The organism is Paraburkholderia ginsengisoli NBRC 100965 (assembly GCF_000739735.1).
Classification (GTDB): domain Bacteria; phylum Pseudomonadota; class Gammaproteobacteria; order Burkholderiales; family Burkholderiaceae; genus Paraburkholderia; species Paraburkholderia ginsengisoli.
In genome coordinates this window covers 445,113-464,833 of sequence record NZ_BBJF01000004.1, presented here as the reverse complement: position 1 = coordinate 464,833, position 19,721 = coordinate 445,113, and the positions used below count along the sequence as shown (strand labels likewise).

19 protein-coding genes are annotated in these 19,721 nt (G+C 66.4%); 4 read left to right on the top strand and 15 right to left on the bottom strand.

Annotation, left to right across the window (positions count from 1 at the left end):
• Window positions 1-124: 124 nt before the first annotated feature.
• The 9 genes from BGI01S_RS06165 to BGI01S_RS06125 all read right to left on the bottom strand — a co-directional run bounded on the left by BGI01S_RS06165 (window position 125) and on the right by BGI01S_RS06125 (window position 11,765).
• A complete protein-coding gene (locus BGI01S_RS06165) occupies window positions 125-886 on the bottom strand; it encodes a hydratase (RefSeq protein WP_042323313.1) in 762 nt (253 codons plus the stop codon).
• 400 nt (window positions 887-1,286) lie between these two features.
• A complete protein-coding gene (locus BGI01S_RS06160; protein ID WP_042323311.1) occupies window positions 1,287-3,056 on the bottom strand; it encodes a methyl-accepting chemotaxis protein in 1,770 nt (589 codons plus the stop codon).
• 474 nt (window positions 3,057-3,530) lie between these two features.
• A complete protein-coding gene (gene rbsK / locus BGI01S_RS06155; protein ID WP_084585285.1) occupies window positions 3,531-4,436 on the bottom strand; it encodes a ribokinase in 906 nt (301 codons plus the stop codon).
• 233 nt (window positions 4,437-4,669) lie between these two features.
• Entirely contained in the window at window positions 4,670-5,710 is a 1,041-nt protein-coding gene (locus tag BGI01S_RS06150; protein WP_042323309.1) for a LacI family DNA-binding transcriptional regulator, read from the bottom strand.
• Between the two features lie 146 nt (window positions 5,711-5,856).
• Window positions 5,857-6,924 carry an ABC transporter permease gene (locus BGI01S_RS06145; RefSeq protein ID WP_042323307.1) on the bottom strand — a complete coding sequence of 356 codons (1,068 nt, stop codon included), beginning with the start codon at window positions 6,922-6,924 and terminating at the stop codon, window positions 5,857-5,859.
• Window positions 6,921-8,516, bottom strand: a complete 1,596-nt coding sequence (locus BGI01S_RS06140; RefSeq protein WP_042324449.1) for a sugar ABC transporter ATP-binding protein — start codon at window positions 8,514-8,516, stop codon at window positions 6,921-6,923. The genes BGI01S_RS06145 and BGI01S_RS06140 overlap by 4 nt, the downstream gene beginning before the upstream one ends.
• A 315-nt stretch (window positions 8,517-8,831) precedes the next feature.
• A complete protein-coding gene (locus tag BGI01S_RS06135) occupies window positions 8,832-9,794 on the bottom strand; it encodes a sugar ABC transporter substrate-binding protein (RefSeq protein WP_042323306.1) in 963 nt (320 codons plus the stop codon).
• 359 nt (window positions 9,795-10,153) lie between these two features.
• A complete protein-coding gene (gene corA / locus BGI01S_RS06130) occupies window positions 10,154-11,131 on the bottom strand; it encodes a magnesium/cobalt transporter CorA (RefSeq protein ID WP_042323304.1) in 978 nt (325 codons plus the stop codon).
• A 184-nt stretch (window positions 11,132-11,315) separates the two neighbouring features.
• A complete protein-coding gene (locus BGI01S_RS06125) occupies window positions 11,316-11,765 on the bottom strand; it encodes a flagellar basal body L-ring protein FlgH (protein ID WP_042323302.1) in 450 nt (149 codons plus the stop codon).
• 322 nt (window positions 11,766-12,087) lie between these two features.
• Between BGI01S_RS06125 and cydX the strand changes: the two genes are divergently transcribed.
• Together cydX and BGI01S_RS06115 are read left to right on the top strand one after the other, a co-directional pair.
• Window positions 12,088-12,237: a cytochrome bd-I oxidase subunit CydX gene (gene cydX, locus BGI01S_RS29425; RefSeq protein ID WP_042324447.1), complete on the top strand. Its 150-nt coding sequence runs from the start codon at window positions 12,088-12,090 to the stop codon at window positions 12,235-12,237.
• Window positions 12,234-12,854, top strand: a complete 621-nt coding sequence (locus BGI01S_RS06115) for an AAA family ATPase (protein WP_042323300.1) — start codon at window positions 12,234-12,236, stop codon at window positions 12,852-12,854. Before cydX ends, BGI01S_RS06115 begins: the two co-directional genes overlap by 4 nt.
• A gap of 147 nt (window positions 12,855-13,001) precedes the next feature.
• On the opposite strand, the gene BGI01S_RS06110 is transcribed toward BGI01S_RS06115, so the two are convergent.
• The 3 genes from BGI01S_RS06110 to BGI01S_RS06100 form a co-directional block, all read right to left on the bottom strand.
• Entirely contained in the window at window positions 13,002-14,099 is a 1,098-nt protein-coding gene (locus tag BGI01S_RS06110) for a saccharopine dehydrogenase family protein (protein ID WP_042323298.1), read from the bottom strand.
• Window positions 14,100-14,378: 279 nt separating this feature from the next.
• Window positions 14,379-14,837 (bottom strand): Lrp/AsnC family transcriptional regulator, encoded by a 459-nt coding sequence (locus BGI01S_RS06105; RefSeq protein WP_042324446.1) that lies wholly within the window; start codon window positions 14,835-14,837, stop codon window positions 14,379-14,381.
• A 79-nt stretch (window positions 14,838-14,916) separates the two neighbouring features.
• Window positions 14,917-15,801, bottom strand: coding sequence for a LysR family transcriptional regulator (locus BGI01S_RS06100; RefSeq protein ID WP_042323296.1), 885 nt, complete (start codon window positions 15,799-15,801; stop codon window positions 14,917-14,919).
• Window positions 15,802-15,987: 186 nt separating this feature from the next.
• Here BGI01S_RS06100 and BGI01S_RS06095 point away from each other — a divergent pair, with 186 nt between their 5' ends.
• Complete coding sequence (locus tag BGI01S_RS06095) at window positions 15,988-16,503, top strand: Spy/CpxP family protein refolding chaperone (RefSeq protein WP_042323293.1); 516 nt, start codon at window positions 15,988-15,990, stop codon at window positions 16,501-16,503.
• Window positions 16,504-16,824: 321 nt separating this feature from the next.
• A complete protein-coding gene (locus tag BGI01S_RS06090) occupies window positions 16,825-17,262 on the top strand; it encodes a PGDYG domain-containing protein (RefSeq protein ID WP_042323291.1) in 438 nt (145 codons plus the stop codon).
• 42 nt (window positions 17,263-17,304) lie between these two features.
• On the opposite strand, the gene BGI01S_RS06085 is transcribed toward BGI01S_RS06090, so the two are convergent.
• From BGI01S_RS06085 to BGI01S_RS06075, 3 genes are all read right to left on the bottom strand, one after another.
• Entirely contained in the window at window positions 17,305-17,670 is a 366-nt protein-coding gene (locus BGI01S_RS06085) for a DUF3022 domain-containing protein (RefSeq protein WP_042323290.1), read from the bottom strand.
• A 77-nt stretch (window positions 17,671-17,747) separates the two neighbouring features.
• Entirely contained in the window at window positions 17,748-18,590 is an 843-nt protein-coding gene (locus BGI01S_RS06080; RefSeq protein ID WP_042323289.1) for a YhfC family intramembrane metalloprotease, read from the bottom strand.
• Between the two features lie 60 nt (window positions 18,591-18,650).
• Window positions 18,651-19,712: a LacI family DNA-binding transcriptional regulator gene (locus BGI01S_RS06075; protein ID WP_042323286.1), complete on the bottom strand. Its 1,062-nt coding sequence runs from the start codon at window positions 19,710-19,712 to the stop codon at window positions 18,651-18,653.
• Window positions 19,713-19,721: the final 9 nt, after the last annotated feature.

Sequence of the window (19,721 nt, the reverse complement as noted above, 5' to 3'; positions counted from 1 at the left end):
CGCGAGCGCGGATGCGTCAAAAATAAAACGGCCGCCCAGGGCAGCCGTTTGAATGAAGCGTCGTAATGTGTTGTAACAGGCAGTGCTGTAATGGGCGCGCGATACGAGCGACGCGTTCTTCGGTTCAGGTCAGTTCAATCTCCACTTCGCCAAGACCGTCAATGTGGCCACGCACGATGCCCGGCTTCTCCACCCTATGTGCGCCGACGTACGAACCGGTGGTGAGCGTCCAGTCCGGCTCGATCGTGATGCCCATGGCCGCGCAATGGTTGACGAACCACACCAGCAGTTCGCGCGGATCGCCCGCGGGATTGCCGGTCGCGTCCGGCACCAGCGACTCGCCGTCGAAGCTCAGCTCCAGTTCCGGCGACACGAAGTCGAAGCCGCGTGCGAGACCCGCATAAGCGAGCGGATGGCCGGTGATCAACGCGCCGTTGTTCTGCGCATCGGCCAATTGCGCGAGCGGCGCGACATTCGGCCATTCGCTGAAACGGCTATCGACGATCTCGATCGCGGGCAACACGACGCTGACCTTCGAGAGCACCTCGTCGCGCGCATACGCACGGCCGCGCGGCTCGATTGCCTCGGCGAAACGGAAGGCGATCTCGAGTTCCACCAGCACCCGGAAAAAATCGCCATGCGCGACCCGCGCCGGCGACGGCAGCACGAGCGACGCCGGGATCGGCGCACCCGCGGCGGCCCCGCCCGGCGCTCGCGCGCCGATCTTCCACGCGCCGGTCGATTCGCCGAGGCCCGCGATCACCGCCTGCTGGATCGCATACGCGGTCGCCGCATCGGGCGGCAGGCTGTCGGGTGCGGGCGCATCGATGGGGCGATGCTGCCGGCGCGCTTCGACTAGGCGGTGCGCGAGGTCGTGTGGCGTCATGTCGGTCCTTTCTGGCTGGCGCATTGGGCGGGTCATGGTGATGTGAGGGATTGGAAGAAGCCACGCGTTGCAGCGTTCGAAGACCGGCGCTCACGCGTCCGGATCGACGCTGCGCGAGCGATGATGCCGTGGCAAGCGATGGCCGCGCCCGTCAATGTACCGGATCGCGGCGCCCGCCAGGGTGCGGACTATCGACGCAAACGTTGGTTGGTGCGCACACCATGAAAAAAGACCGCGAATGCCTGGGCACTCGCGGCCTCGCGGGCTGCAGAGTTCATTCGGAGGCGACGTCCCTTGCCTGGATGCATCGCCGGGAATGAATGTTGCGCGGCGTTGAACGCGTTCGCGCGAGACTATTCATCAGCTCGCGCGAGCGCATCGACTCGCGTGCAGCCGCCGCTTAGAACGTCTCCCAATCCTGATCACCGCCACTGGCCGTTGCGGTCGCCGTAGCTTTGGCCGGTGTGCGGGTCGGCGCGGCCGCGGCCTGCGCAGTCACGGCAGATGCCCTCGCAACCGACGAAGCAGACGAACCGGCGAACCCCGCCTTGCGCGCAGTTGCCGCAATCGTGCGCACCGGCGCGGCTGAACGCTTCGGCGCCGCGCTGGTCGGCGCCTTATAACCGCCGTCTTCGACCTGGAACACCGCGACCGCGGTGCGCAGCTTGCCCGCCTGGTCTTCCAGCGACGATGCGGCCGCCGCGGCTTCCTCGACCAGCGCCGCGTTCTGCTGCGTGACCTCGTCCATCTGCGTGACGGCGCGCGCGACCTGATCGATGCCACTGCTCTGCTCTTCCGACGCTGCGGCGATCTCGCCCATGATGTCGGTCACGCGTTGCACCGCGCCGATGATCTCGGTCATCGTGCGGCCCGCTTCGTCGACCAACGCCGAGCCCGACTGCACCCGCTCGACCGATGTGTCGATCAGTTCCTTGATCTCCTTGGCCGCCGCCGACGAGCGCTGCGCAAGGCTGCGCACTTCGCCCGCGACCACCGCGAAGCCGCGGCCTTCCTCACCGGCGCGCGCCGCTTCGACGGCCGCGTTCAGCGCGAGAATGTTGGTCTGGAATGCGATGCCTTCGATGATCGAAATGATGTCCGCGATCTTCGCCGAGCTCTGGTTGATGTCGCCCATCGTGCCGACCACCTGGCCGACCACCGCGCTGCCCCTATTGGCGATCTCCGACGCGTTGGCCGCGAGCGCGCTCGCCTGGCGTGCGTTGTCGGCGTTCTGCTTGACCGTGCCGGTCAGCTCTTCCATGCTCGACGCTGTTTCCTGGAGCGCCGACGCCTGCTCCTCGGTCCGCGACGACAGATCGATATTGCCCGCCGCGATCTGACGCGTCGCCGTCGCGATCGACTCGCTGCCGCTCCTCACGGTGCGCACCGTTTCGGTGAGGCTGCGCTGCATTCTGGCGATTCCTTCGAGCAACTGCCCCATTTCGTCGCGCGAACTCACGACCACCGGACGACGCAGATCGCCGGCGGCGATCGCGTCGAAATGACCGAGCGCTTCGCCGAGCGGCCGGGAAATCGAGCGACTGAGCGTCAGATACGACAGCGCCGCCGCGACGACGCCGACCACCAACGCGCCCAGGCTGACCAGGCGGAACACGTCGAAACTGCCCTGCGCCTCGTCATAGCCGCTCCTGGCCGAGTCGAACTGGAGCTTGCGCACCGCGTCGTCGGCGATCGCCAGGTCGTTGTAGGTTGCTTGCAGGCGTTTGGCGCCATCGATCATCTTGCTCTGATCGTTCGCCGCGACGATCGCCGCGAACGCGTCCATCTCACGATGCAACGCGTCACGTTTGGCGGCGACGTCCTGCGCGAGGCGGTCTTCGCCAGCGTCGCGCGGCAGGTCGAGATACTTTTTCCACCACATGTCGGATGTGGCGCGCATCGAGCGCGCGCGTTCGAGCGTCGGCGCGGCGTCCGGGGTGCCGGCCATGAACGCGGCCCGGTCGAGCGCGAGACGCTCGCGCGCCGCGTACAACTCCGCGTTGCCGATGTTGACCGCGCTCGGCATCGCGTTGGTGAAGGTGTCCTTATAGGCGTCGTTCGAACGGCTCATGCCGACCAAACCGAAACCGCCGATGGCAACCAGTAGCGCGGCGAGGAAAGCCATCGTGAGGCCAATCCGCGCCTTGATCGTAATGCCTTTGTTCAACATGCTCGTTCGTTCCCTGTGCTTGACAATGAGAGGCTGCATACGCAGCGCTGTGTAACGTGTGGCGTCTGCGTTCCGGCACTTTGAGTAAGCGCTCTAATTACCTCGTTTACGGCACCCCCACTCGCATACTTGAAGTCTTTATAAAGTATGAAGAAAGGCATTGTAAGAAGTTGGAAGGGATTTCGACGCGCGAGCGAATGCTGTTGCCCGGTGGCCGACCGCCGGCACGAGCTTGCGAAATGAAGCGTGGTGGAGTAGGAGCCGAGGACCCGAACCCGTTTCGTCTGTGGGTGCCGGAGATTGGGTAAGTGATTGGGGCGGGATGGCCGCGCGGCGCGGGCATCTGCGGCGAGCATTCACAAAACCGGGAGAAACGGAACGGAAACCAGCGCAACGCGGCGCGCCCTCAAAACGACACCGCAAGCCCCTCCGTCCCGCACCGTTCGCGCGCGGCACAAACGCCGCGCTTCGCCATCACCCCGACGCGTCGAGTTCGGCGCGTGTCGGTATCGACGGTTGCGCGCCCGCGCGTGTCACCGACAGCGCAGCCGCGCGCTGCGCGAACCGGATCGCCGCCTCGACGCTCGCGCCCTGCGCAAGCTGCGCCGCGAATCCGCCGATGAACGTATCGCCCGCCGCGGTCGTATCGACGGCCTCGACCTTCGGCGCTTCGTACAACGTGGCGTCCGTCGCGCCGTCGAGCAGCGCCTCGACGCCGCGCGCACCGAGCGTCACCAGCACATTGCGCGCGCCGGCCGAGCGCAGCGCGGCGGCGGCCCGGGCCGCGTCCTCGGGGGTGTCGACCGGCAAGCCGGTCAACGCGGCGGCTTCGAGTTCGTTCGGAATCAGGTAGTCGATCAGTGGCAGCCAGTCGGCCGGCAATGGCCCGGTGGCCGGCGCCGGATTCAGGATCACCGTTTTGCCCAGCCGCCGCGCCGCGGCGAGCGCCGCGTGGACTGCATCGGGCGGGGTTTCGAGCTGGCAGATCACGACCTCCGCGGCGGCCAGCACCGCCTCGTGACGGGCAACGGTTTCAGGCGTCACCTCGCCGTTACTGCCCGCGACGATCACGATCGCGTTCTGGCTCGCATCGTCGACGATGATCAGCGCGACTCCGCTCGCCGCCTGGCCGGTTTCGAGCGCCGCGCAGTCGATTCCTTCCGCTTCGAGCCCCGCGCGCAACTGCGTGCCGTTGCTGTCCGCGCCGACGCAGCCGAGCATCGACACCTGCGCGCCGAGCCGCGCGGCCGCGACCGCCTGGTTGCCGCCCTTGCCGCCCGCGACCTGCGCAAAAGTGCGGCCGGCGAGGGTCTCGCCGGGATGGGGCAGACGCGGCGCGCGCGCGACCAGGTCCATGTTCAGGCTGCCGACCACGGTCACGCGTGAGCGCGTTGCGTTCGTTGTCTCCGTTGCGTCCGTTGCGTTCGTTGCGTTCGTTGCGTCACTTGCCACTTCAACCTCCCTGACTGCTCACCGCGGTGCGCACGGACCGGGGCCGTACGCGACCAGCCCGCGTCGCGCCATGCCGGCCACGCATGAGCGCGTTCCATTAGTCGATTACTCGCTCAGCCAACCCGTCGCTCGCTCGTCGCAGTTCGGCGCGGCCCGCCGCGTCACGCCGCCAGATCGCGCTGCGCCGCGCCGGCCCACGTCGCGGTCGATTCGCGCAAGATCAGCCGCGGCGACACCACGCGCCGTCGTCCGGGCGCGCGCGCGTTGCCCGCCGAACCCCCGGCGATCCGCTCGATCAGCGTCTGCGCGGCCATGTCGCCGAGCGCACGCACCGACTGCCCGACCGTCGACAGCGCCGGATACGTGAAGCGTCCCAGTTCGATGTCGTCGAAACCGATGATCGAGCAGTCGCGCGGCACACTGATGCCGCGTTCCGCCGCAGCGCGCAGCGCACCAATGCCCATCATGTCGTTGCCCGCGAAAATCGCCGACGGCTTGATCGTGTCGAACAGTTGCGTCGCGCCGCGGTGCCCGCCCGTGCCCGAAAAATCACTCTCGACGATCGCCCCCGGCGGAATCTCGATGCCGCGCTCCGTCATCGCGCGGATGAAGCCGTGCACCCGCATCGCGCTGACCGCCGTCTGCACCGGCCCGGTGATGCAGCCGATCCGCACATGCCCCAGTTCGAGCAGGTGACGCGTCGCCAGATAAGCGCCCTTCTCGTGGTCGATCTGCACGAGGTCCGCGTTCAGCCCTTCGATGTTGCGGTCCACGATCACCAGCGGCTCGCGCGCATCGGCGAGCGCCTGCGCGAGCACCGCGTCGTCGCCGGCCGACGCGACGATCAACCCGTCGATACGCTTTTCCTGCAGCACGCGCAGATAGTTGCGCTGCTTGGCCGGGTCGTCGTCGGAGTTGCAGAAGAACACGCAGTAGCCGTTGCGCGCACAGCCGTCCTCGATGCCGCGCGCCAGCTCCGCGAAATACGGATTCGTGCTGTTGGGCACCACCAGCCCGATCGTCGCCGTCGCGCGCGCCTTCAACGAGCGCGCCACCGCCGACGGCACATAGTGCAGTTGACGGATCGCGTGTTCGACCTTCGCGCGCACATCGGCCGACACTGGCCGCGAGTTGTTCACCACGTGCGATACCGTCGTGAACGACACGCCCGCCACGGCCGCCACATCCTTGATCGTCGCCATAACCTGTTGCTCTCCTGCCTGTTTTTTTCGCCGGCCGCGCCACCTGGCGACCCGCCGGACGTCTTCCTCGAAGACAGACCCAACTCATCAAATCCTATGCCGCACCGCCCATGAGGCAGTCGCGGCCAGTCGTTGCACCCGCCGGCTCAGGCGCGCTTGCGCCGGCTCCGGTAGGTGTCCAGCACCACCGCCACCACGATCACCGCGCCAGTGATCATGCGTTTGGTCGGCTCGTTCGCGCCGATCTGCGCGAGCCCGGCCGCCAGCACCGAAATGATCAGCACGCCGAAAAACGTGCTGATTACGGAGCCGCGCCCGCCCATCAGACTCGTGCCGCCGATCACCACCGCCGCGATCACCTGCAGTTCCAGCCCGACGCCCGCGTTCGGGTCGGCCGCTTCGAGACGCGAAATCTGGAACAGCGCGGCGAGCCCGGCGAGCGCGCCCATCAGCGCGAACACGATCACCTTGTACGGCCGCGGATTGACGCCCGCGAGCCGCACCGCTTCCTCGTTGGTGCCGATGCCGACCAGATAGCGGCCGAACACCGTGCGCGTGAGCACCAGTTGCGCAATGACCATCACCGCGACCGCGATCAGGAAGGCCGGCGAAATGCCGACCGCGATCGGGTTCGACAGGAAGTCGAACGCGTCGCCGATATAGGCGGTGCGCGAGTTGGTCATCTGATACGCCAGGCCGCGTGCGGCTTCGAGCACCCCGAGCGACACGATGAATGACGGAATCCGCCAGCCCACCGTCACCGCACCGGTGATCGTGCCGGTCAGCGCCGCCGCCGCGACCCCGAGCAGCGCCGACGGCAACGGCCCCCAGCCCCACTTCAGCGCGGCCACGCTGACCACCGACGCCCCCAGCGCCAGCACCGAGCCGACCGACAGATCGATTCCGGCGATGATCAGCACGAAGGTCATCCCGACCGACATCACCACCAGGTCCGGAATCTGGTTGGCGATCGTGCTGAACGTGTCGTAGGTGAGGAAGTGCGAACTCAGCAGCGAGAACAGCACGATCATCGCCAGCAGCGCACCCGCCAGACCCAGGTAGTTCGAAAAGCCCAGCCGCGTGCCTACCGGTTTGCCGCTCGCGAGCGGCGCCGACGGATCGGCCGGCGGCGTGACACTGGCGTTCGCATTCGCGTTTGCGCCGCTCGCGCTTTCTTTGCCGCCCGCCGCTTCGCGCAACGATCGATCGGTCATGACAGACTCCCTGCTTCGTTGGTGTCGGGGGCATGCAGCAACGCTTCGCGGCTGCGGTAGCCGGCGAACGCGGCGGCCAGCAACGCATCCTGCGACCAGCTCTCGCGGTCGAACACGCCCGTCATGCTGCCCGCGGACATCACGCCGATCCGGTCGCAGATCAGCATCAGCTCGCGCAGGTCGCTCGACACCACGACGAGCGCGCGTCCCTCGCGAGCGAGCGCGCCCATCAAGCCATAAATATCGAACTTCGCGCCGACGTCGATGCCGCGCGTAGGTTCGTCGAATAACAGCACGCGGCAGTCGCGCGCGAGCCAACGGCCGATCACGACCTTCTGCTGGTTGCCGCCCGACAGCTCGCCGACGATCTGGGCCGGCCCCGAGCTGCGAATCCGCATCGCGTCGATCTGCTTTTTAGCCAGCGCGTTTTCGCGCTTCGCATCGACAATGCCGTGCCGCGCGACGCTGCCGATATTGCCGAGCGACACGTTGGCCGCGATCGGTTGCGGCAGCAGCAGGCCTTCGCCTTTGCGGTCCTCGGTGATCAGCGCGATACCGGCGCGCACCGCGTCGGTCGGCGAGTCGATCTGCACCGGCGTGGGCGGTGCGCCCGGCGTCGCGGCCAGCGCGACCGTGCCGCTGTCCTTGCGGTCGGCGCCGTAAATCAGCCGCATCAGCTCGGTGCGGCCCGCGCCGATCAGCCCGCTGACGCCGAAGATCTCGCCCGCGCGCACTTCGAACGACACGTCGCGCACCACCTTGCCACGCGCGAGCCGCTCGACCCTCAGCAGCGGCGCGCCGATGTTGCGCACGCCCAGATCGATACGCTCGCCGAGTTCGCGCCCGACCATCCACGTGACGATCTGCTCGCTCGTCAGGTTGGCCATCGCGTCGACATGCACGAGGCGCCCGTCGCGCAGCACCGCGACTTGCCCCGCTACCCGCGCCAGCTCCTCGAGCCGGTGCGAGATGTAGACCAGCGCGACGCCGCGCGACTTCAGCCGCGCGATCTGTTCGAACAGCAGGTCGACTTCGCGCGCGGTCAGCATCGCGGTCGGCTCGTCGAGGATCAGCACGCGGCAGTCGTCGATCAGATTGCGCGCGATCTCCACCATCTGCTGATGGCCGATGCCGAGCTCGCCGACCAGCGTGTCGGGATCGATCGCGTCGAGCCCGACCTGCGCCATCGCGTGACGCGCGTCGTCGCGCAGCTTGCGGCGGTCGATCCAGCCGAAGCTGAACGCGCCCGCGCGCGGCAGCCGGTTCAGGAACAGATTCTCGGCCACCGACAGAGTCGGCAGCAGGTTCAGCTCCTGCATCACCATGCGCACGCCGAGCGCCTCGGCTTCGGTGCGACTGGCCGGCGCGTAAGGCTCGCCGCCGAGGCGCATCGTGCCCGCGGTCGGCTCGACCAGCCCACCGATAATTTTGGACAGCGTACTCTTGCCAGCGCCGTTCTCGCCGGTCAGCGCCAATACCTCGCCGGCGCGCAGCGACAGCGAGACGTCGGCGAGCACCGGCTCGGCATAGGTCTTGCCGATGCCGCTGACGGACAGTACGACAGGCAAGGCGTCGTGGTCGGTTGAATCCATCGCGATCCTGGTTTTCATGGCGGCCGCTCGGCCTCCTGCGTGTCACGCGAATGAAGCCGCGCCCAGCCGCCGCGCGTCATGCCGGCCCAGTACGCGCAATGCGCGGGCGTTCACGCCCACGCATCCTCGGTGCCGCACAGCCGCCGTCATGACGCTTATCTCTGGATTTAACGGCGGCGCGGCGGTTTTCTTGAGTGCTTATTGAGCGTTTATTGAATAGACGCCGGCTCGCGAGCAGCGCGCTGCGTCGCGGCATGCCGCAACCCAGGCGCGAACCCGCGAGCCGCTGCTGACTCCGATGTCAGGCCGGCACGCTTACTTGGTCACGAGGCTGACCGGCGTTTCCACCACGCCCGACAGCTGCGACTGCTTCTTGTGCTCGCTGAGCGCCTTCAATGCGGTGTCGATGCCGAACACGGCCTGCTTGGCCGCGTATTGATCCGCGGTGGCGAGCACGCGGCCGTCCTTCAGCATCGGCTTGATCGCGTTGATGTTGTCGTAGCCGACCACCAGCACCTTGCCCTGCTTGCCGGCCGCGCGCACCGCCGAGACCGCGCCGATCGCCATGTTGTCGTTGCCGGCGAGCAGCGCCTTCAGGTTCGGGTACTCGTTGAGCATCGCCGACGCGACCGCGTTGCCCTTGTCGATTTCCCATTCGCCCGATTGCACCGACACGACCTTCGCGCCGACGGTCTGCATCGCGGCCTTGAAGCCCGCCGTGCGCTGCTGCGCGTTGGTGGTGGTCGACACGCCTTCGATGATGCCGACTTCGTCGCCCGACTTCAGCCGTTTGGCGAGATAGTCGCCGACCAGCTGCGCGCCCTTCGCGTTATCCGGGCCGACGAACGGCACGTTCAGGTCCTTCGACTTGAGCACGTCCGGATCGAGCCGGTTGTCGATGTTCACGACGATGATGCCCGCGTCTACCGCCTTCTTGACGACCGGCGCGAGCGCTTTAGAATCGGCCGGCGCCAGCACGATCGCGTCGACCTTCGAGACGATCATCTGCTCGACGATGCGGATCTGGTTCGCGGTGTCGGTTTCGTCCTTGATGCCGTTGGTAATCAGATCGAACTGGCCGGGATTGTGTTTCTGATATTCCTTCGCGCCGGTTTCCATGGTCAGGAAGAACTCGTTGGCGAGCGACTTCATCACCAGCGCGACCTTCGGCTTGTGGGCCGGGGCGTTCTGCGCGTACGCGGCGGAAAACGGCAAGGCGGCGCTGACGGTGGCAAGCACTGCGGCGGCAAGGATGCGACGGCGGATGCGATGGTTCATGCGTATCTCCGAAGTTTTTCTGGCTCGGGTCGAGCCGTATTTTTAGTGGCGCGCAAACGTTTGCGAGGGCTATTCTCAACGCAGTCGTTTCGGAATGTCAACGATCCGCGGTGGTGCAGTGCATCGGCGCGCTGAAGCTGCGGCGATGTCGGGCGCTCCGATTGCGTCAGGCCGGCGCGCGGAGTGGGCGCGTCGGCAGGCAGCGTGTGGCAAGGGTCCCTCGCTCGGTCCGTGCATGGCGATTTCGCCGCCGGCCGCAAGCCAGGGCAGCCGGTGGGCCGCCTATGCTGGCCTTTTATCGCGCGGGGTGCAAGCGGGGACAACGCGAAGCGATGCGGCCTGAGACCGGACGCGCCCGCCTACAGCCAGCCCGCCTTGCGGAAGCGCACGTACAGCACGAGGTCGACCGTCAGCATGACCGCGAGGCAGAGCGGATAACCGAACCTGAAATGCAGCTCGGGGATGTTCTGAAAGTTCATCCCGTAGATGCCGGCGATCATGGTCGGCACCGCGAACAGCGCCGCGAACGAACCGAGCCGCTTGGTCACCTCGCTCTCGGCGAGCGAGATCATGCCGAGATTGACCTGCACCGCGGTGACGACGATTTCGCGGCGTCCTTCGATGGTTCTGACGATCCGCTCCAGATGGTCGTAGACGTCGCGGAAGTACGCCTGCATCCCCTCGCAGACGCTCGGAATACGGCCGCCGGTTAATTTGCTGACCGCTTCCTGCAGCGGCACGATATGGTGCTGCAGGATCACGAGGCGGCGCTTCAACGAGTAAAGATCCTGGATGATCGCGCGTGACTGCGCCGAATCGTTGCGGTCGAAGATGCGGTCTTCGAGTTCCTCGATCTCGGTGCTCATCGACTCGATGATCGGGAAATAGCGATCGACGACGTCGTCGAGCAACGCATACAGCACGAAGGCCGAGCCTTCTTTCAGCAGACGCGGCTCGCGCTCGCAGCGCGCGCGCACGTTCTGAAAGCCGGTGCGGGTGCCGCGTCGCACCGACAGCACGTAGTTGCGCCCGACGAACACGTCGACTTCGCCGATCAGCAATTCGCCGTCGTCGTCCATCTCGACCGTGTGCATCACGGCGAACAGCGAGTCGCCGTATTCCTCGATCTTCGGACGCTGGTGGCCGTGTTGCGCATCCTCGATCGCGAGTTCGTGCAGGCCGAACTCGTGTTTCATCACGGCCAGCTCGCCCGGCCCCGGGTCTTTCAGCGCGACCCAGACGAAGCATTCGGGCCGCGCCACGTAGTCGCTGATGCTATCGATGTCGATGTCAGCCAGCTTCCGACCGTCCTGGTAGGCGGCGCAATTGATCAGCATGTTCGGATTACCTTAAAACGGAAACAGACCGGCCGGCCTCGCGCTGTGCGTATGCCGTACGTCAGGTCTGCGTTGACGGATGAACGTAGCCGCCATGTTAAGGGGCCGCGCGAATACGTCACGTATCCAATTGTTAAACCTTGTCGGCACGGGCGGTCACGTCGCGCGCGTCGCCTTGCTGCCGCTACTGGGCCACTCTGTGTAACAGGATGCGATGGTCTTCGTTGAAGGTGACCGACGCGCGGTTCGTGTAGCGCGGGTCGGCCGTCACCATGAAGCCCAGTTCGACCACCGGGTCGAACTGCGTCGACACGCCGATCCGATGCACGCCGGGGCTCAGATAGAAGACCACGTGCTCACCGTTCATCAGGTCGGTGACCTGCTCACCGTCGATATACACCAGCGCGTCGCGAAACCGCACGATCACGTCGCGCGAACGTTCGCGGCGCACGTCCACCGCAACGAGCCCGGCCGCCGGTTCGGTGAAGCCGGGCCGCACGATGCGCGCTGCCGGCACCGGCTTGAACGGGACCGGCTCGGCCGGGGTCGACGCACAACCAGCAAGCGCCGCGCCCACCAGCATGACGAGCGCGGCGAACGCGGCCTGGCGGTGGCAATGCAGGCGCATCGGCATGCTGGTTCTCCCGTGTCGTTGTTGATGGTCCCGCCTGTTTACGGCCCCGTGCACGGCGTCTCATAACGGTATAGCGAACGGCGTGGCGCGATGCCTGGCGATCCTGATTGCCGGCACCCAGCCAGTGCTACGCATGATAGCAATGCGCGCGCGTTCCGCCAGCCTGGCCGAACGGCCTATCCGGTGCCTCTTGCGTGGCGCCGCGTTCTTCTTCATGATCGCTGCACAGGGCGCGGTCCGCGTGCGCAGCGCGTTACGGATTTACCCTCGGTTCGAGCGCGTGCCGCACTGCCTCGTCGGACTCACGAACAAGGAGACTGCTATGTGGTACTTCACCTGGATTCTCGGCGTCGGCGTCGCGTTGGCCTTCGGCGTCATCAACGTGATGTGGCTGGAGACCAACGGCAAGTTCGCGCGCGATCCCCACTCGCCCGACACCCCGCCCGTTCGTGCCGGGGGCAGGCCTTTGTGACGCGTCTGGTCTTCTTTTGCGGTCACGCGGGCACCGGCAAGACGACGGTGGCGAAGAAGCTGATCGGCCCGCTGATGAAGTCGAGCGGCATGCCCTTCTGCCTGCTCGATAAAGACACGCTGTACGGCGGCTACAGCGCGGCCGCGATCGCGATGCTGACCGGCGATCCGAACGATCGCGATAGCCCGCTGTTCCTGCAGCATCTGCGCGATCCCGAGTATCGCGGCCTGCTCGACACCGCTCGCGACAATCTCGAACTCGGCATCGGCGCGCTGGTGGTCGGTCCGCTCTCACGCGAGGTGCGCGAGCGTCGCCTGTTCGACCGCGCGTGGCTGGGCGTCGGGGCGGACGTGGAGGTGCGGGTCGTGTGGGTTTATGTATCGGACGAGCTCGCGCGGCAGCGGATCGTCGAACGCGCGAATCCCAACGACGCGTACAAGCTCGCGCATTGGAACGAATACCGGCAGCGCCGCTTCGTGCCCAGCGGCGAGATCTGCGACGATCTGCTGATGTTCGACAACACATCGCCCACGCCAGCCGATTACGACGCCTTGCTGACGCGCATCGTCGGCGAACCGCAGGCGGCGTCGACGCCGATGCCGCCGGTGCCCGTCTAGCCGCTGGCAAGCAGCGCGGCGCTACGGCGGCCAGAAACGGAAAATGCCCCGCTTCACGGGGCATTTCCATTTTCGCGGCCCTCTCGCGGAGCCTCCGTCACTCTCTCGATTGCGCCTGCCGGCACGCTCTACCACGGCCCTCCCGCGTTAAACCACGGCCATCGCATCCAGCGATTGTCCTTCGTACAACTGCCCGAAGCGGTTCGCGAGGAAGTCGCGCAACGACACCTGCTCCTGGCGCACGAAGCCCTTTTGCGGCAGCTTCTGTTCGCGGAACAGATCGAGCACCGCGCACATCGCGCCGGCCGTGGTGATCTGGATTGCGCTCATCGGCACGCCGCACACCGTCTTCGCGAAGATCTTGCGGGTAAACACTTCCTGCACCAGCTGACCGTCGCGCATCCCGCTCACCGTGATGAACACCAGCACGACGTCCTGCGCGGTCGACGGCACCGAACGGCGCATGATGGTCTTCAGCGTGTCGCGGTCGCTGGACAGGCGCAGGTCCTCAAGCAGGAACTGCATCAGATTGCGGTGGCCCGGATAGCGCACCGACTTGTAGTCGAGCGATTCGACGCGGCCCGCGAGCGTCTCGCACAGCGTGCCCAGACCGCCCGACGTATTGAAGGCTTCGTACTCGGTGCCGTCGAGCGAAAAATGTTCGAGGCCTTCGAGCGGCTGCACCCACTGCGTGCGGCTGTCGCGGATCGCTTCGCAAGGCTGGCAGTATTCGTTGATCAGCCCGTCGACGCTCCACGTCAGGTTGTACTTCAGCGCGTTGGTCGGAAACTCCGGCAGCGCGCCGACGCGCATCTTCACGTCGCGGATTTCGCTGAATCGGTTCGCCAGCTCGTGCGCGGCGATGCCGATGAAGCCCGGCGCGAGACCGCACTGCGGCATGAACGCATGCTCGGCGTCGTCGGCGATCGCGCGGATCGCGTGGGTCGCGCGCACGTCCTCGGTCAGGTCGAAGTAATGCACGCCCGCGCCCTTGGCGGCCGACGCCACGTTCACCGCGAGGTAATACGGCAGCGCGTTGATGAGCGCGTCGAAGCCTTGCATCGCGGCGCGCAGCGCGGCGGCATCGGCGGAATCGACGCGGCGCGTCGGGATACCCTGGGCGGCGAGCTTATCGAGCGCGTGTTGATCGCGGTCGAATGCGACGACGTCGTAGTCGCCGGTTTCGCGCAGCATATGCGCGATGGTGTGACCGATCAGACCTGCTCCAACAATGGCTACTTTCATGCGCTTCTCCTTGTTATCTGTGTGCTGTCGCCAGCTTGGGAAGTGCGCTGCGCCTCGCGCGCCGCGCCTCTCGGGCTGAACCCTTGAGCAACAGTGTAGGGAGAAGCAAAATCAGTTCATACGCGCAAAATGCTGCGTTATGACCATCGGTTTCGACGTAACGACGAACACGTCAGTCGAAGTGTCGAAACGGTGTTAAAAGTGCGTAAAAATGCGGCAGCGAAACCAGCGCCATCCGGCGGCGTCTCGACGCGCGGCGCACGGTCACGGCAAACGCTGTCACACCATCCCGCGGTCGATCTTGCGCGCGAGGATGATCGAGGTCGTGGTCCGCTCCACGCCTTCCATGCCGCCGATCTGATCGAGCAGATCGTTCAGCCGGTCGGGCGAATCGGCGCGCAGCCACGCGACGTAATCGAACTCGCCGCTCACCGCGCACAGCAACTGCACCTCGGGCATCTTGCCGAGGCGCTTCTGCACGGCGGGCCCATGCCTCGGCGCGATGATCATGCCGACATAGGCCATGAGGCTCGAATCGAGCACGTCCTGGCCGAGCCGCACGCTATAGCCTGCTATCACGTTGCTGCGCTCCAGCCGCGCGATTCGCGCGATCACCGTGGTGCGCGCCACGTCGAGCTGGCGGGCGAGACTCGCGACGCTTTCGCGCGCGTTGGCTTGCAGCAGTGCAACGAGGTTGCGGTCGAGGTCGTCGAGCTGGTCGAGGCGCGGAGGTCTCATCGAGGGCGAAGGAAGTGGATGGTTGGAACAACGGTCGTGCGGATTATCGCGCGTCTCCGGCATGCGGTGGCGGTGGCGCTCACACTCCGAAACGCTCGATCACGAAATCGACGAAGCTGGTCAGCTTGGGCGTGGCGCGGCGATCGCGCGGATAGATCAGATGCACGGGCGCGCCCTCGGGCAGATAGTCCTCCAGCACCGACACGAGTTCGCCGCTGGCGATCTCGCGCGCGAGCAGCGCTTCGGGTTGCAATACCAGACCGAAGCCGCGCAACGCCGCCACCTTCAGCGCCTGGCCGTTGTTGGCACGAAAGCGGCCGGCGCGCAACGGGTTTTCGTTCGCGCTCTCGCCGTCGAGACGCCACAAACCTTCACGGCCCCAGTGCAGAAAACCGAGGCACTCGTGATGGACCAGATCGGCGGGCGTGCGCGGCGTTCCCGCACGCGCGAGGTACGCTAGCGATGCGCACGCGCGCATCCGGTACGGCTTCAACGGCCGCGCGACGAAACCCGAATCCGCCAGTTGGCCGATGCGCACCGCCGCGTCGAAGCCCTCCTCCACCAGATTGATGATGCGGTTGGACAGATCGAGTTCGAGACTGACGTCGGGCCATGCGCTCAGATAGTCGGTCATCGCCGGGGAAAAGACTTCGACGCCATAGGTCAGCGGCACCGTCACCTTGAGCACGCCGCGCGGCGCGACGGCCATTGCTTCGGCGAGCGACTCGGCCTGCTTGACATCGGCGAGGATGCGCCTGCATTGCTCGTAATACTGCCGGCCGATCTCCGTCAGACTTTGCCGACGTGTGGTGCGCGTGAGCAGTCGCGTCGCGAGCCGGCTTTCGAGCGCACGCACATGCTTGCCCACCATCGCCGACGAAATGTCGAAGCGCTCGGCCGCCGCCGTCAGACTGCCGGCCTCGACCACGGCAACGAAGATTTCCATGCTGACGAATTTGTCCACCGGCTATTTCCCGTTCGTTTCGGTTGTAAGCGTTTGTCGCATTGGAGACGCATTGTAGGGATAACGTGATACTAATAGCGGCGACGGCGAAATGGGGCAGCCGGCTGCCGTGCGTCACGATCGTTGACGCGACCCGGCCGCTCGCCACACGCCTTGTCCCAATTCGAATAGACATCAGGAGTTTCGATGAAGAAAGCACTTGTTATGCTGGCTACCGCAGTTTCCATGAGCGGCGCGTTCGCCCAGACTTCCGCGCCGGCTCCGGCGCCGGCGAGCGCCGCCTCGGCGCCCGCGGGCAAGGCTGGCCACGAGCGCAACGTCGAAGACCGCATCGCTTATCTGCACGCACAGCTGAAGATCACGCCGGCGCAGGAAACGCAGTGGAACGCCTTCGCCGACGTGATGCGCAACAACGGCGAGACGATGGGCCAGTTGTTCCAGCAGCGCAAGGCCGCGACCAACGTGACCGCGCTCGACGACATGAAGCAGTACGCGACGATCGCGCAAGCGCATGCGGACGGCATGAAGAAGCTGGTCGACGCGTTCGATCCGCTGTACAGCAGCCTGTCGCCGGAACAGAAGAAGCTGGCTGACGCGACGTTCCATCACGGGCCGGGCGCCGAGGGCGGTCATGGTCACCGCCACGGCAAGGGCAAGGTCGGCAAGTCGACGCCGGCGAGCGATGCGATTGTGAAGCCGTAAGAAGTTTGCCGACGCGCAGCGCGATGGGTCGCGCTGCGCGGACGGTTTCTGCGTGTGGACGGGCTTCGTTCGCCGCCAGTCAGTCGGTAGTCACCTAATCCGTTAATCACGCAGTCGCGGCAACCGTGTCTTCGCGCCCGCTCGCTGAACGACAACGCGGGCGCTGCTGTCCATCGTCCCTCGCAAAAGCAGCCGGTCGCCAGATCCATCTGGCATGATGCGGGTTCGCGGCTTCAGGACATCACGTCCCAATGCACTGCATCGGCGCAACGTCGACATGCCGCCGTCAACCCCGTCAATCTTTTCACCGCTGCCCGCTTCATGACCGAACTCAAGAATCTCGATCTGCGCCAGGATGCGCTCGCTCAACGCGTCGTCAAGGACGAAACGGTGAACGTCGAATTTGCCGCTGTCGAAGGCGAACTGATGAGCCTCGAAGGCCCGAACCGCTATGCGCGCGGCGACGCGCTGATTACCGGATCGACGGGCGACCGCTGGGTCGTGTCGCGCGAGCGCTTCGACGCCAGATACGTCCCCACCGACGCCGCCCTCGCGCACGGCGAAGCCGGCGCATATCGCAACCGCCCCGCCGTCGTGCTCGCGAAACAGATGAACGAAGCGTTCTCGCTATGCCGCTCCGTGGACGGCGGTGACGTGCTGCGCGGCGTCGCCGGCGACTGGGTCATGCAGTACGCGCCCGGCGACTACGGCGTGGTCCAGGCCGCGCGCTTCGCAAAGGTCTACCGGCTCGCGGACTGAGCGGTCTCATAAGCGGTCTCATAAGCGGCCCCGCGAGCTCTCTCACGCGAACTCTTCGCCGAGGTCCACGGTGACGTCGCGCGGCACCGCTTCACCGTTTGCATACTGCTCTTCGAGCGAGCCGAGACTGGCCTCGACATACGCGCGCAGCACCGCGAAACTGCGGCCGCGCACCCGCGCCGGCAACGCGCGGTAACGCGCCAGCGCCGCCGGCGCGATCGCCACCGTCATCACGATGCGCCGCGCGGTCGCGCCGAAGCGCATCGCCACCCAGTGTATCGCGAGCGTCGGCGCGCCGTCTTCCGCCGCGCGCTGGATGAACTGCGTCTGCTCGGGAAACAGATCGCTGATGACACGCGCCAGTTCCTCGAACTCGGGATTGGCGCAGTCGTATTGGTAAGCTTCCATGGGGTCCGCCGGACGTGGTCCTGAAGGGGTTCCGAAAAGGGCACCGATTTTAGGCAAAGGCCGGCGCTTTGGCGAGGTTAGCGAGGCGCCGGCGCACCGGATCGCGCAGCTGTCCCGGGACGCCTAAAGGTTCTGACCAGCAGACCCGCGACGATCACCGCGCCCAGCGCATACACCCCGTCGACCGCCGCAAGCGGCACCAGTTGCGCCTGGAACAGCGCGGCGGGCACGTCGACCAGCGCGTGCAGGACGATCGCGAGCGGGAGGATGCCGCGCCAACCGGCCCGCACGCCGCGCCACATCAACACCGACAGACCAATCTGGAACACCAGCGCAGCCACCCGTTCGAGCGCGAAGATGCCGGCCGTCTGCGGCGTCAGGCTGGCGAGAATCAGGTGAATGCGCATCAGCGAATCGGTCGGCAAGTTGCTCAGGTAGCCGTCCAGCTGGCCGCGGTTTTCGAATACCGCGAACAGGATCCACTGAATCTGCACCAGCACGCCGACCAGCCACGCTTCCGCACCGCCGTGGCCGAGGCCGTAGGTGAGCGCGGTGCCGTCGTCGGCACGCGCGGCGTGCGTGGCCGCCGGTGATTTCGCCGCGGCGCGTTTGAGCAGCAGCCGCATGCCGATGAACCGCCCCACTTCCTCGCAGATGCCCGCGGCCAGCGCGCCGTACACGACGAAGGCGAGCGGATTCGACAGGAACGTGGCCGTCGCTTCGTTCCGATGCAGCACGTAGTCGTTCAGCGCGCGCTCGATCACCATCGCGAACAGCGCGAACACGGCGACGCCGGCGATCGCGTCGCGCGGCTGCAAAGCGAGCGGCCGACGCAGACGCCGGTAGATCAGGAACGGTAATGCGGCGACGAACAGCGTCGCGACGGCGAGGCTGGAGAGGGTAAGCGGTGCAACAACCATGAGTTTCCTTGCGATGACCGGCGCGCAACCGCTGCGCGCCGCAGCCCGCATGATCGCAGATCAGCGCGAAGTTGACGCGCGAACGATCAGCTCGCCCGCGAGCAGACAGTCGCGCGCGCTGGTCTGAACGCCTTCGATGCGTTCGTGCAGGAACTCGACCGCGCGATAGCCGATGTCGTAGGTCGGCTGACGGATCGTCGTGATGCCGGCGAGTTCGGCCCACTCGGGGTCGTCGATCGATAGGAGCGCGACACGCGCTTGCCAGCCGGCGCCACAGCGCGCTTTCAGGTGCAGCGCGAGACGCAGCGCGACGGGAGCGTTCGCGGCGAACAGCGCGATGCGGGGGGCTGGGTCGTCCGCACCGCCATCGCCTCCGGCCGCGTCGATCGCGCGGTCCAGTTCGGCCAGACCGCGTTCGACCTCGTCCGCATCCGCGAGATTCAACACCAGCGTATGTCCACGCGCGGCGTTTTGCGCGCGCATCGCGTCGCGAAACGCGAGCTCGCGCAGTTGCCGCGAGCTGACCTGCTCGAACGGCTGCACGACGAACCAGATGTCGTCGAAACCCTGCGCCAGCAGATGCCGTGTGCCGAGTTCGGCGGCGGCCCGGTTATCGAGCCCGACCATATCGGCGACGAGCCCTTCCACCGAACGGTCGACCAGCACCGCCGGAATCCCGCCGCCGCCCACCGGCCGCAGCGTTTCCTCGCGTACGCCGAGTGCGTTGACGATCACACCTTCCACCCGGTACGTGGTCAGCAGTTGCAGATAGCGCCGCTCCATCTCGACTTCGTTCGCCGCGTGGCAGATCAGCGGCATCAGCCCGAGCGCGTGGCACGCGGCTTCCACGCCTTGCAGCACTTCGACCGTGTACGGGTTCGTCAGATCGGCGAGCAGCATGCCGATCAGCCGGTTGCGGCCGCGCTTGAGACCGCGCGCCATCTGGTTCGGCTGGTAGTCGAGCCGGGCGATCGCGGCTTCGATGCGCGCGCGCAATTCCGGCGACATCACGCTCATCTCGCCGTTCAGATAGCGCGAGATGCTGGTCTTGCCGGTGCCCGCTTCGCGCGCGACATCGGTGATCGTTGCGCGGCGCGGCGTGGTCGATAGCGGCGTGGTCATCGGCGCGTC